The organism is Paraburkholderia aspalathi, assembly GCF_905220735.1.
GTDB classification, from domain to species: Bacteria; Pseudomonadota; Gammaproteobacteria; order Burkholderiales; family Burkholderiaceae; genus Paraburkholderia; species Paraburkholderia aspalathi.
This window is the reverse complement of sequence record NZ_CAJNBA010000001.1, coordinates 946,003-958,855: the sequence shown is the minus strand read 5'-3', so window position 1 is coordinate 958,855 and position 12,853 is coordinate 946,003. Positions and strand designations below refer to the sequence as shown.

The following is a 12,853-nucleotide window of genomic DNA, read 5'->3' as shown; positions in this document are numbered from 1 at the left end:
CAGCCAAAAGCAATCCTCCGGTTTGCGCCGCTTTAACGTCCGAAATCGCAATTTAGAAGACGGCCTCTACTTGGGATAATCGGATTGTACTGGCTGGTTAAAATCTGAAAATGTTCGAATCCCCGCTGTCTGATGAAGATTGGCAACGCATCGCCCACCTGTTCCACCACGACACCACACCGAGAGTTGGCCGACCACGGCGAGATCCGCGCGAGATCGTCAACGCCATACTGTGGATCGTTCGCAATAACGAAAAGTGGCAGCGCCTCCCCGCAAGCTTTCCGCCATCGCAAACCTGCTACATCAAATGGCTGGAGTGGCGACGCGCCGGCATGATGTCGAAGGTTTTCGCCGAACTTGGCATGAGCGAGCAGTTGGAGTGTTCAAACGGCACGCGATGTTGAAGTGGTGAAGCAGGATAGGAAGAATCGGGACGCCGCGGATCACATCCATCCGCGGATTGCGCGGGTCATCGTGCGTCATGCCCGATCCGTTGTCCACTTCACGAACACTGTACCGACCTCCCGCAAGACAGCCTCGCGAGCTGGCATGTCAAGCGCGGGCGCATCGTAATAGGCTGCGATCAAAAGTGGCGCGCGTCCGGGCGGGCGAACGATCGCATAGTCGTTGGTTTCTTCTTCGACGCTGGTTCCGGGCCTGTCACCCGCTATCCAGTCCGGCGGTAACGCAGCGCGGAGCCGGTTCAAACCCGGCTTGCAGGCAAGCATCCAGTTTTCCAGCTGCGTACGCGATTGGGGACTCAGAACATTTCCCAAGAGAATTTTGCTCGCCGAGTTGGTGATCGAACGAGGCGTAGTGGTATCGAGCACACCGCTGTATTTGTTCGACTCGGGTTCGTACCGATCGGAACGCGTCACGGTATCGCCGAGGCCGCGAACGAATTGAGTCAAAGCGGCGGGACCACCGGCGCTTCTCATCAACAACACGGCCGCCGTGTTGTCGCTCACTTCAACAATCGCCTGGCACAGTGCGCCCACCGACATCGCGCCTTCTGCAACGTGTGCCTTCGTCACGGGCGACGTAAAGATCAGATCCTTCCCGGTGTACTTCATCAGACGGGCAAGATCCTCCTTGCCTGCATCCACGCGCGATAGCACCTGCGCGGCGAGCAGTCCCTTAAACGTGCTGCACATCAGAAAGCGTTCGTCAGCGCGATGCGCCAAGGTTCGGCCCGAACCGGTATCGATAGCGAACACACCAAGGCGTCCGCCATTGCGGCGTTCGATGTCGGCTAATGGGGATGCGTTTGCGGCCAGTGTGGGAGTAACGCGAAGGCCGAGGAGCAGCGGCAACCCAAGCGTCAGATTCCTGCGTGTCGCAGAGATGGTCAAAGAGTCGTCCTCAAATCAATTCGCTCACAACAAGCACACGACGGATGGCAACGACCAGGCATATCACGTCCCGGCTCACCATAAAAAACGGGCCAGTCCTAAGTAGAACTGGCCCGCTCACAGCGAAAAAATCACGTCTGAGGATTCGTACCGTCTGCAGCCTGAGCGTTGTCGGCGTCGTCCTGCTTCTCGCCGTCTTTTTTCTCGACCAATCCCTCCAATGCACCTGCGCCTTCAAAGCCTGCAATCGCTGCAACGCCTTTCGTTAGCAGACCTGCGTCCGGATCGACTTTTTCTGCTGCTTCAACGGCCGCTACCGCACCAGCGATCTTGCCTACTTCGTCCAAGAGTCCCATTTCGCCCTCCGCGAGAAAAAGTGAAATGCCATCCTCTCACGAACTTCGCGCCTTGTCGCCAAATGTAAAATTGACTTACCACTTTGCCGCCGACCCGAAATGACATTGAAAGAAATGTCCACTCTGTACGCCTAAATCGCCTTCGTCACCGGCGCAGTGGCAGCAGGATCGGTGATGCTGGCGTGGCCTGTTTCCACGTGACCTGCTATGCGCCGCAACCAGCCCGCATTGCCTGCGACCGTCAATTGAAAGTCATACCACTGACTGCTGCATGACAAGTCCCAATGCGCCTCCACACTGCTTGCCGCAGGCACGGTCAACGTGCGCGGCGCCTGTCCATAGACGACGTCGCTTACGGTGACCGTGAGTGACTTGGTCCCAGCATTGGACACTGTCACGTAGACGTTGCCGTTGGCCACGTCGTAACAGGTCACGACATCCGGCTTGGCTGCAGCATCTGCAGCGGACGAACCGGCGAAGCGCCGGAAGTAACCGTTCGGACCATAGACGTTCACCAGGTAACTACCGTTCGCGTCGAGTGCCCACGTATCGGTCAATTGCTTGCCGGCCTCGACGGTATAGCGGCGCGGCATCGCGGTCGGGTCACCCGTGTACACCCAGAAATGCGCGCCCTGCGTGCCGGTGTTCGCAAACGTCAGCGCATACCCTTGCGACTGCAACTTCCCGTTCACATGCAATTCGTACGGCAGCGCCCGCGCGGGCCGCGTGCCCGCTTCCTGCGCCGTCACCAGCTGCTGAGCCGTGCTGGCCGGCGCAGCCTGCGCCGTGGAACGCGCGCATTGCAGATCGGCCTGCGCGACGTAGGTTTGCGTGCTCGGCAGCGACGGCACGGCCGCATCCGATTTCGAAAAGTCGAGCGCCGTGGTCAGGTCGCCGCAAACGGCACGGCGCCACGGCGAGATATTGGTCTCGACTACGCCGAAACGCTTTTCGATGAATTGCAGCACCGACGTGTGATCGAACACCTGCGAGCAGACAAAACCACCCTTCGACCACGGCGACACGACCGTCATCGGTACGCGCGGCCCGAGGCCGTATGGCAGATTGTCCGCGGTATACGTGCCGGCCTGCGTCGCGGTCACGACGTTGTGCCGTTCGAGCGAGATATCCACGGTGCTCATGCCGGAGCCGGGCACCGTAGGCGCCTGCGGTGGCACCACGTGATCAAAGAAGCCGTCGTTCTCGTCGTACATGATGAACAGCACGGTCTTGCTCCACACGTCGGGATTCGACGTCAGCGCGTCGAGGATCGTCGAGATGTAGTTGGCGCCATAGAGCGGCGTGAATTTCGGATGCTCCGAATACGCGGCGGGCGGCAACAGCCAGGACACTTGCGGCAATGCGCCGGCCTGCACGTCGGCCTTCAACTGTGTGAGTGTGCGTGTGCTCATCCCGCGGTTTTGCAGCGACGAACCCGCCGGCGCATTCACGAAGTTCTGGAACGAGGCCAGCATGTTCGTGCCGTAGTTGCCGGTGAAATTATCGAAGCCGGTGCCCTGCTGATAAATCTGCCAGGAGATGCCGGCCGTTTCCAGCCGCTCGGGATAGGTGGTCCAGTTGAAGGGCTGCAGTTTGATGGTATCGAACTGGTTGTCGATGTAGTCGGTGTTGTCGAGTAGCGGTCCGCCACCCGTGGCAAGCGGGTCGACCATCCCCGTCATCAAATACATGCGGTTCGGATGCGTGTTACCCGGAATCGAACAGAAGTAGTTGTCGCACACCGTGAAGGCGTCGGCGAGCGCGTAGTGGAACGGAATGTCCTCGCGCACGTGATAGCCCATCGTCATATTGGTTTTCTGCACAGCCCACTTGTCGGCGCGGCCGCTGTCGATCGCGCCGTGCGTGGTGGCCCACGTATGCGGCAGACCACCGATACATTGCGCGTTGACGTTCGGATTGGTCGTGTCGTAGCGGAACGGCGCAATCACCTTCGTCTGATCCTCCTGGCGCGGCTGGAACCATACGGGCTGGCCGTTCGGCAGCGTCACGGGGAAACGGTCGTTATAACCGCGCACGCCGCTCAGGTGACCGAGATAGTGGTCGAACGAGCGGTTCTCTTGCATGAACACGACAATGTGCTGCACGTCCTGGATCGTGCCAGTGACCGAACTCGGCTCGATCGCCAACGCCTTGCGAATCGATTCGGGAAACAGGGTGGTGGCGGCTGTCGCGCCCGCCAGTCCGGCGGACAGCTTCAGAAAATCTCGACGAGTTTTGGTGACCATGCGATGGACCTAATTTGAATTCTGGACTCAGGAGGCGGGCGGGACGAAGCCCGGAGGGCAGCTCATGCGGGCGTTCACAACGGTGGCGTTGCCGCATGCTGCCTTGACCGGCGTGGACGATACGCCGTCGCTGCATGCGCCAAGCAGCGCTGCCGCAGCAACAGAACAGATGAGCGCAAAAAGCCGGAATGCCGACGTCGGCATGGAGGTCTCCGTGGAAATGAATGACTGACGGACGCGATCGCGCGTCGGCAACCGCCGCGCTCTGGCGCAAGCGGTGCCGAGACAATAGTTTCGATTTATTACACGCGAGTGTCGTGCTGGAAAGCAGATGGACTACGTGTAACCGCCGTGTAACCGCTAGCGCTTGGGCGGCTGCGGGTTATTCGCTGGATTGGTATCGAACCGCGCGACGCTATTAATGCCATCGTCACTGATGAGTGCAGTCAATTCAGCTTGCAACACGTCGGTGATTTCCTTGCCGTATATCTCTTCGCCATTCACGTAGACAGTGAACGATTGCAAGTACTTCGCTTTCTTCTCCGGATTCTCAATTGTCTGCCGAGTCCATTGATAAAGCGGATAGTTTTCCAAGCCCTGCTTTTCCGCTTCATTCACGTAGTCTGCGAAAGCGTCGAATTGACATTTCAAAGTCGCGTTGTGCTTGCCCAGCACATTGCGAAGCGCAGCATGCGAGGCACCGGCCGGGTCTGTGCGCAGATCGTTTGCAAGTTCGGGTGAGACGGTGATTCTTAGCTGGAATTGCCAGGTGGGTTCCATATGGACCTCGGTATCGAATCATGAGCGCGCGCTCGTGGACATTTAAGAAGGTAGCATGGCCGTGATCCAAGGTATCCGGTCCAAACTGCTGTCAGACAAGCAGCCCATCAGCACACTGCTCGCAATCCAGCAGCCTGAAACTCCGATATCGTCTATCGAGGGGCAAGGCAGGACGCCCGCCTCGATGGCATAGCTCGTGCTTTGTAGTCCATATGGTCAAGAGCGCAATCGCTCTGCCTTACTCCACCAATCGACTTAAGAGCAAGCGCATGACATCACAAAACCCGCGTGAAAAACGCCCGCTTTCGTACGGCACAGACTACGAACAGTTGGCTGCCAGGTTCAGGCCGATCTTCAACCGGATCGCGGAAGGCGCGCTCGAACGCGAACGTACTCGTGCGCTACCGTACGAGCAGATTGTCTGGTTGAAGGAAGCGGGGTTCGGCTCAGTCAGAGTGCCGCGCGAACACGGCGGCGCCGGCGCGTCGCTTCCGCAACTCGTGCAGCTTCTGATCGAACTGGCCGAGGCCGATTCGAGTTTGCCGCAAGCGTTGCGCGGCCATTTCGCCTTCGTCGAAGACAGAATTAACGCAGCACCCGGCGCCGCACAGGATAAATGGCTGCAACGCTTCGTGGCGGGTGAGATCGTCGGTAACGCGTGGACCGAAGTCGGTGCGGTCAAGATCGGCGACGTGATCACGCGTGTCTCGCGCCACGGCAACCAGTGGGTCGTCAACGGAACCAAGTACTACAGCACAGGCAGCATTTTTGCCGACTGGATCGACGTCTATGCGCAGCGCGACGATAACGGCGCCGACGTCATCGCAGCAGTGAGCACGCATCAGTCAGGCGTCAAACAAAGCGACGACTGGGATGGCTTCGGTCAGCGCACCACTGGAAGCGGGACGTCCGTATTCGAAAATGCCGTGGTCGAAGAAGAGAACATCATCGACTTCGCCACGCGCTTCAAATATCAGACTGCGTTCTATCAGCTCGTGCTGATCGCCGTAATTGCAGGTACGGGGCGCGCCGCCTTGCGCGACATCTCGCATGAGGTACGCAAACGCACCCGTGTTTACAGCCATGGAAACGCGCCACGCGTCAGCGAAGACGCCCAGGTGCAGCAGGTGGTGGGGCAAATCGCGGCACGCGTGTATGCAGCAGAAGCGGCTGCTGTGCGAGCCGCGGAGCCGTCACAAAGAGCATACGAAACGCGCTTCGGTGCGGACCGTGATGCTGAACATGCGGCGAACGTGGCGGCCGAAATCGAATCGGCAAAAGCCCAGGTCGCCGTGGCCAGTTTGATTTTGCAGGCGACCACGGACCTTTTCAATGCACTCGGTGCTTCGGGCACTAGCGAAAACAAACTATTGGACCGCCACTGGCGAAACGCGCGGACCGCTGCGTCACACAATCCGCTGATCTATAAGGAGCGAATTGTGGGAGATTGGGAAATCAACGGCAAGGAGCCGCCCTTCGTCTGGCAGATTGGCAATAGCAGAACTGCGGCATAGTCGGCTACCGCAGCGGCATGTGGACCGGTCTCGCGGCCGGTCCGCTTCAACCTCCAAAGGCATGCAACGCAAATGAGCCTACTTCTGCGCGGAAATCTGCTTCGCCCGAATCAAACGCGCCCGCAACACATTGCGACTAATGCCCAGCAGCCTCGCCGCCTGAATCTGATTCCGGTAGCAGAAGTCGAACGCCACGCGCATCACCGTGTCTTCGATCTGCTCGAACAGGTTGCCTTCGGCGTGATCGAACAGATGACGCAGCGCCCCTTCGAGCCCTTCCAACGGTGTGGACGCTACAGGTTCGGCAGCCGCCCGTCGCGCGGCGTGAATCCCGAACGACGACATCTGCAGATCGCCCTCGCCTAACGAATCGCTACGGCACACCAGCAACGCGTAGTGAATGACGTTCTCAAGCTCGCGGATATTGCCGGGCCAACTATGTTCCAGCAGCTTTCGCTCCGCGCGCGGCTCGATGTCGACGGGACCGTAGCCCAGCCGGTTCCGGTACTCTTCAATGAAGTAGCGGGCCAGCGGCAATATATCGCCGGGCCGATCGCGCAACGTCGGCACAGCCAGATGCACGACATTCAGGCGATAAAACAGGTCCTCGCGGAAATGGCCTGCCGCCACCGCATCCTGCAGATGCACATTGGTAGCCGCCAGCACGCGCACGTCGATCGGAATGCTCCGGCGCGAGCCGAGCCGCACGATCTCGCGTTCCTGCAATACGCGCAGCAGCTTGACCTGCATCGATAGCGGCAGATCGCCTATCTCGTCGAGAAACAGCGTCCCGCCATTGGCCGCTTCGAACCAGCCAGGCTTGGCGCAGAACGCGCCGGTAAACGCGCCCTTCTCGTGCCCGAATAACTCGCTCTCCACCAGCGACTCGGAGAACGCCCCGCAATTGACCGCCACAAACGGGCCGTCCTTGCGAGCACTCAGGTTATGCACATGACGCGCGACCAGTTCCTTACCCGTCCCTGTCTCGCCGATCACGAGCACGTTAGCGTCGCTCGGCGCCACCATGCGAATACGTTCGAGCAAGGCCAGCGATTGCGGGTCCGAGAAGACCTGCGCGGTTGCACGAATCGAGGTGGTCAGCGTGCGCTTGTCGGGCATCGTCAACAAAGGCGGCACTTCCGTTCGCGCGACGGCAGGCCGGTCCGGTAACACGTGATGGAGTGAATAGTTCATGAGTAGAAGCTCGGCGTCGGATATCGTTGCGTCAGAGCCCATTCGCCGATTTCTCGAAGCTTATAGGCAAGCGGATCGTGAAGCGTATGCGTGCGCAAATTTCGCCAGTGACGGTCTAGCCTCAACGCGCCATGCGTCGCACGCGCGCCGGCCACGTCAAACATACGGGTACAGATGGTGAGCCCGATTTCTGTGGCCGCAACTTTGGCCGTTGCAACCGCTAACGCCACGTCGCCGCGCTCGGCGTCGGTCAGCGCGTCCGCTCGAATCCATGCCGCATCGAAACGATCGGCCGCGCGGTCGGTCAACAGCCGTGCAGCCTCGAGGCCCGCCCAGAACTCGCCATACTGGCCCAGGATATAAGGATCCGCCGCGGTGGTTTGCACACCGGACGTATGCCACGGACGCGCCTCATGAAGCGTGTAATGACGGGCGTCGTTGAACGCACTTTCGCCGATGCTGAGGTACACATTCGTCAAGATCAGCTGAGCGAGCAAGGGCCGCAGGCACGCAAAAGGCGTCGACAGCGGCCCCGGGTCGGTCAGAATCTCGTGGTTCTCCACCCGCACCTTTTCCAGCGTCACCGTGCCGCTGTCCGTCTGTCGCTGGCCGATGTTGTTCCAATCTTCCGCGACGGAGATGCCCGTGCGCCCGGTGGGTACTGCCGCGATTAGCAACGCCCCCGTATCGGCGTCTCGCGCAGACGCGATCAGCATTTCGGAATCGAGCGCGCCGGAACAGAAGCTCTTCTGCCCGCTGAACTCGCGCCAATCCGCGTGCGAGTGGCTCACAGCCCGTTCATCGAGCGGGTTTAACGCATTGCCCCAGAACCATTGACGGCGGGCAGTCTGCTCGAACCAGGCACGCCACTGCGCCGACGAACCAAACAGCCGCACCGTCGCCAGCATCAGATGATGGAAGCCGAATACATGTCCGAGGGAACTGTCGGCCCGGCCAAGCGTGCGCACGACATCCAGCGTCTGCCGCCAGTTCGCCCCGAGACCGCCGTGCGCCTCCGGAATGCTCATCGCCAGAAGACCACTGGCGCGCAACGCGTCCCGCTCCGCTTTCGGCGTCCCGCCTCGCGCGTCGCGTTCGGCGGCGGTTAGCGCAAATAGGGTTGCGAGCCGCTGCGCGATCTGCAGCGGCGTTTCACTGACCGATGCTGTCTCCGCGCTCGGTAGCAGGCAAGCCGGCGCGTCCGGCAGTACGTAGGTCGAATTCATATGGGCAAGGACACTCACTCCGCCACGTGCGGGCGTTGAACGGCACCGATCAGGGTTGCTCCCTCAGAAGCGTATTCTGACCATCTACCGCGACTTCCGATGCATTTTGTTGTGGTATCCAAAGTCGAATTGCTGCTTACGCAGCAGCATCGGTATGGATGCTGCCTCTGCACCAGCACTGCCCTCACACACTGCCTCCCAGGCAGCAGGCCTGTTGGAATACTGAAAGCCCTCGCGTCCCTCTCCGGCACCCGGCGCTGCTTCTCCAGCAGCAGCGCCGAGGCCATCTTGCTTCGCCAGCTTCATACGTCAGCCTGCAATGGTTCCATGCCACCGCGATATGCGCGGCAGCAAAAACCGCAAACGGTTATGCCATTTGACTTGGCGCGCGATCGGCGTTGGCTCGCACATTCGTCCTCGCCCCGTCTTGTCACGCGAAGCCGGATGGCACGGTATTCGCTAAATAAGCGGCACTCCCGATTAATTTTCTTTCGCCTGAAAGGATCGTTCGAATGAGTAAGAGATTGAAAGTAGTCGCCGTTTCCGGTGGATTGCAACGGCCGTCGCGCACCCTCGTGGTGGTCGAACGCCTGCTTGCCGCGCTCGGCGACGCGCTGCCGATCGACACGCATCTCGTCGAACTGGGGCAGATCGCCTCCAGCCTAGCCGGTGCGGTTCAGCGCTCGCAGGTCCCTGCCGACGTGGCCGCGCAGATCGAGGCCATTGAATCGGCGGACCTGCTGATCGTTGCGAGCCCGGTGTATCGCGGATCGTATACGGGACTCTTCAAGCATCTGTTCGATCTCGTGCATCACGAGGCACTGGTCGACGTGCCGGTTCTGCTCGCCGCAACGGGCGGCAGCGATCGCCACGCGCTCGTCATCGATCATCAATTGCGTCCGCTGTTCAGCTTCTTTCAGACTCGCACGTTACCGATCGGCGTGTATGCGTCTGAAGCGGATTTCAACGGCTATGCAATCTCTAATCCGGCACTGGAAGAACGCGCTGCCCTCGCGGTGACACGCGCGCTGCCATGGTTGCATGCCGGACGCCTCCCCGCTTCTTTCCCGCAAGCCGCAACGCTGGCTGCCTAAGTCTCTTCATTCAATCATCAGGAATACCATGAGCCAGAACCATTCTCACGACGACGCCGTCAAGTTCGCCTACTGGGTGCCCAATGTCAGCGGCGGTTTGGTTGTCAGCACAATCGAGCAGCGCACGGACTGGAGTCTCGAGTACAACCAGAAACTCGCACTCACCGCGGAGAAGGCGGGTTTCGAATACGCGCTGAGCCAGATCCGCTTTACCGCCGGATACGGTGCGGAATATCAGCATGAGTCAGTGTCGTTCAGTCAGGCCCTGTTGCACGCCACAACCAAACTCAAGGTGCTGGCGGCGATTCTGCCAGGTCCGTGGCACCCCGCCGTTGTCGCCAAACAGATTGCCACCATCGACCATATTTCCAACGGCCGTATTGGGATCAACGTGGTGAGTGGCTGGTTCAAGGGTGAATTCACCGCGCTCGGCGAACCGTGGCTCGAACACGACGAACGCTATCGCCGCTCGCACGAATTCATCGAGGCACTCAAGGGCATCTGGACACAGGACAATTTCACCTTCAAGGGTGACTTCTACCGCTTCAACAATTACACGCTGAGCCCCAAGCCCGTGCAGAAGCCGCATCCGGAGATCTTCCAGGGCGGCAGTTCACGCGCCGCACGCGACAACGCTGCGAGCGTTTCCGATTGGTATTTCACCAACGGCAACACGCCGGAGAACCTGAAGGCACAGATCGACGATATTCAGACCAAGGCAGCAAAAAACAATCACAAGGTGCGCATCGGCGTGAATGCCTTCGTGATCGCCCGCGATACCGAAGAAGAAGCCAAGGCCGTGCTCGCCGACATCATCAAACACGCGCACGTCGAAGCCGTGCATGCGTTCGGCGACACCGTCAAACAGGCCGGCAAGGCTTCGCCGGAAGGCGAAGGCAACTGGGCCAAGTCGAGCTTCGAAGACCTCGTGCAATACAACGACGGCTTCCGCACCAATCTCATCGGTACCCCGCAGCAGATTGCCGAGCGCATCGTCGAACTGAAATCGATCGGCGTGGACCTCGTGCTGACCGGTTTTCTCCATTTCATCGAAGAGGTGGAGTATTTCGGCAAGCGGGTCCTGCCGTTGGTGCGTGAGCTCGAACTCAAGCAGCAGGCCAAGGCCGCCTGATCATGACAAACGCACAGCCGTCGACGCTGCCGCACTGGCTGCGCCATCAGGCGCAGCAACGGCCGCACGCTATCGCATTGCGGCACAAGCGGCTGGGCACGTGGCACGCGTTGTCGTGGCAAGACGTCGCCACGGCGGTCGAGCAGCTGGCCGCCGGTCTCGCGCAGCAAGGCTTCGCGGCGGGTGACGCGCTGCTGCTCGTCAGCCATCCGCGCGAGGAGGCGCTGCTACTGTCGCTGGCCGCACAATGGAACGGTGGCGTCGCGATACCGCTCGACCCGCAACTCACCGACGACGCGTTGCGCTCAGTGCTCACGCATATCGCGCCGCGCTTCGTGTTCGCCGAAGACGACAGCCAGATCGATCGCCTGCTGACGCATGAAGGTTTGCGCGTGATCGATGCCAACCCACGCAATCTGGCGTCGCATCCGCATGCCGCGGTGACTGACTATCGAGCGTTGTCGTTGTCGGTCCACAACGAGAACGGCTTTGCCTCTGCTGCTCGCCCCCATGACGACGCATTCGCCTTCGTGCGCCTCGATGCCGATGGGCAGCTCGTCGAACAGCGTTTCCCGCATGCGACGCTGGTGCGTGAAGCACAGCAACTCGTCGCCGCCGAGAAACTGAACGCGAGCGACGAAGCGTTTGCAGCACGCGCATTCGCCGCCGCATCCCAGGCGCGTTACCTGATCGCGCCGTGGGTACTGAGCGGCTTTCGCCTGAATTTTCCGGAGTCGCTCGCGACCCGCGACAACGACCGCCGCGAACTCGCGCCCACCCTCGTAGCAGGCACACGCGAAACCTACGCCCGGGTGGCACAGCTCGTCGATGACCGTTTGCCCGGTGCACGCTCATGGCGGCGCCGTCTGATCAACCGTGCGCAGCGCAAACAGGGCGGCCCACTTGCTCGTGCGTTGACCTGGTGGCTCATCACCCGTCCGTTACGCGAAGTGATCGGTTTTTCACGCACGCATGCCGCGCTCGTCATCGGGCCGCCGCTCGACGAAAAAACCGCTGCATTGTTCGAAGCAATACGCGTCGATGTACGCGCCTGGCCCGATACCGGCGACTGGCGGCGTGTCGAACCTAAACGTCAGGCCGTGGCGCCGCAGCACTATGCGACAGACGGCGCATCAGAACAGCCGGCCTATTGAAGCATGACTCAACGTCCAATGACTTCATCCTCAAACGCTCTGCTCTCGCTCGACCATATCTCGCTGTCATTCAAGGGCGTGAAAGCGGTCACCGATATCAGCTTCGCCGTGCACACGGGTGAAATCTGCGCGCTGATCGGCCCGAACGGTGCGGGGAAAAGCTCGCTACTCAACGTGATCAACGGCGTCTATCAACCGCAGCAAGGCAACGTTAATTTCGATGGCCGTGTCTATCGACGCATGAATCCGTATCACGCAGCACACAGCGGCATAGCCCGCACATTTCAGAACATCGCGCTGTTTCGGCGGATGAGCGTGCTGGACAACGTGCTCACTGGCCGCAATCTGCATCGGCGCAGCACGTGGCTTGAACAGACTTTGAGCATTGGCCGCGCGCGCCGCGATGAGACAGTGCAACGCCGCTACGCCGAAGTCGTTATCGAAGCGCTTGACTTGCAGCGCTACCGGCATACCACCGTCGGCACCCTGCCGTACGGCGTGCAAAAGCGTGTCGAACTGGCCCGCGCGCTCGCCGCCGAGCCACGTCTCTTACTGCTCGACGAACCGATGGCCGGCATGAATGCAGACGAAAAACGTGCAATGGCCGGTTATGTACTCGACGCCAACACGCAATTCGGCGTGACTGTCGTGCTGATCGAGCACGACATCGGCGTAGTGATGGACCTGTCGGATCACGTGGTGGTGCTCGATTACGGCAAGAAGATCGCCGACGGCGCCCCCGCCGACGTGCGCACCAACCCGGACGTACTGGCCGCGTATCTCGGCACTCGTCACTGAGAGATTG

At 60.4% G+C, this 12,853-nt stretch carries 13 protein-coding genes; 7 read left to right on the top strand and 6 right to left on the bottom strand.

The genetic code is table 11. The annotated features are described in order from the left end of the window. Positions 1-110: 110 nt before the first annotated feature. A complete protein-coding gene (locus KHO30_RS04215; protein ID WP_175049284.1) occupies positions 111-404 on the top strand; it encodes a transposase in 294 nt (97 codons plus the stop codon). A 75-nt stretch (positions 405-479) separates the two neighbouring features. Here the strand turns inward: KHO30_RS04215 and bla are convergent, their stop codons facing one another. From bla to KHO30_RS04200, 3 genes are all read right to left on the bottom strand, one after another. After that, positions 480-1,352 (bottom strand): class A beta-lactamase, encoded by an 873-nt coding sequence (gene bla / locus KHO30_RS04210; RefSeq protein WP_200620658.1) that lies wholly within the window; start codon positions 1,350-1,352, stop codon positions 480-482. Between the two features lie 131 nt (positions 1,353-1,483). Then, on the bottom strand, positions 1,484-1,708 hold the full coding sequence (locus KHO30_RS04205; RefSeq protein WP_093637023.1) for a hypothetical protein: 225 nt from the start codon (positions 1,706-1,708) through the stop codon (positions 1,484-1,486). Positions 1,709-1,839: 131 nt separating this feature from the next. After that, the gene (locus tag KHO30_RS04200) at positions 1,840-3,954 is read right to left on the bottom strand and encodes a phosphocholine-specific phospholipase C (protein WP_211700136.1); all 2,115 of its coding nucleotides are present in this window, start codon (positions 3,952-3,954) and stop codon (positions 1,840-1,842) included. Between the two features lie 64 nt (positions 3,955-4,018). Between KHO30_RS04200 and KHO30_RS04195 the strand changes: the two genes are divergently transcribed. Continuing rightward, positions 4,019-4,186, top strand: a complete 168-nt coding sequence (locus KHO30_RS04195) for a hypothetical protein (protein ID WP_200650773.1) — start codon at positions 4,019-4,021, stop codon at positions 4,184-4,186. A gap of 128 nt (positions 4,187-4,314) precedes the next feature. Here the strand turns inward: KHO30_RS04195 and KHO30_RS04190 are convergent, their stop codons facing one another. Next, positions 4,315-4,734, bottom strand: coding sequence for a hypothetical protein (locus KHO30_RS04190; protein ID WP_211700135.1), 420 nt, complete (start codon positions 4,732-4,734; stop codon positions 4,315-4,317). 269 nt (positions 4,735-5,003) lie between these two features. On the opposite strand from KHO30_RS04190, the gene KHO30_RS04185 reads away from it, so the two are divergent. Next, entirely contained in the window at positions 5,004-6,248 is a 1,245-nt protein-coding gene (locus KHO30_RS04185; protein WP_211700134.1) for an acyl-CoA dehydrogenase family protein, read from the top strand. 78 nt (positions 6,249-6,326) lie between these two features. On the opposite strand, the gene KHO30_RS04180 is transcribed toward KHO30_RS04185, so the two are convergent. Both KHO30_RS04180 and KHO30_RS04175 read right to left on the bottom strand, forming a co-directional pair. Further along, complete coding sequence (locus tag KHO30_RS04180) at positions 6,327-7,442, bottom strand: sigma-54 interaction domain-containing protein (RefSeq protein WP_093637008.1); 1,116 nt, start codon at positions 7,440-7,442, stop codon at positions 6,327-6,329. Beyond that, a complete protein-coding gene (locus tag KHO30_RS04175; RefSeq protein WP_211700972.1) occupies positions 7,439-8,668 on the bottom strand; it encodes an acyl-CoA dehydrogenase family protein in 1,230 nt (409 codons plus the stop codon). Before KHO30_RS04175 ends, KHO30_RS04180 begins: the two co-directional genes overlap by 4 nt. A 512-nt stretch (positions 8,669-9,180) precedes the next feature. Between KHO30_RS04175 and msuE the strand changes: the two genes are divergently transcribed. The 4 genes from msuE to KHO30_RS04155 are packed head-to-tail and all read left to right on the top strand — an operon-like array spanning position 9,181 to position 12,846. Continuing rightward, positions 9,181-9,762 (top strand): FMN reductase, encoded by a 582-nt coding sequence (msuE, locus tag KHO30_RS04170; RefSeq protein ID WP_211700133.1) that lies wholly within the window; start codon positions 9,181-9,183, stop codon positions 9,760-9,762. A 28-nt stretch (positions 9,763-9,790) separates the two neighbouring features. Beyond that, positions 9,791-10,894: a dimethylsulfone monooxygenase SfnG gene (sfnG, locus tag KHO30_RS04165; protein ID WP_211700132.1), complete on the top strand. Its 1,104-nt coding sequence runs from the start codon at positions 9,791-9,793 to the stop codon at positions 10,892-10,894. 2 nt (positions 10,895-10,896) lie between these two features. Continuing rightward, entirely contained in the window at positions 10,897-12,048 is a 1,152-nt protein-coding gene (locus KHO30_RS04160) for an AMP-binding protein (protein ID WP_211700131.1), read from the top strand. A gap of 18 nt (positions 12,049-12,066) precedes the next feature. Beyond that, positions 12,067-12,846, top strand: coding sequence for an ABC transporter ATP-binding protein (locus tag KHO30_RS04155; RefSeq protein ID WP_211700130.1), 780 nt, complete (start codon positions 12,067-12,069; stop codon positions 12,844-12,846). Positions 12,847-12,853: the final 7 nt, after the last annotated feature.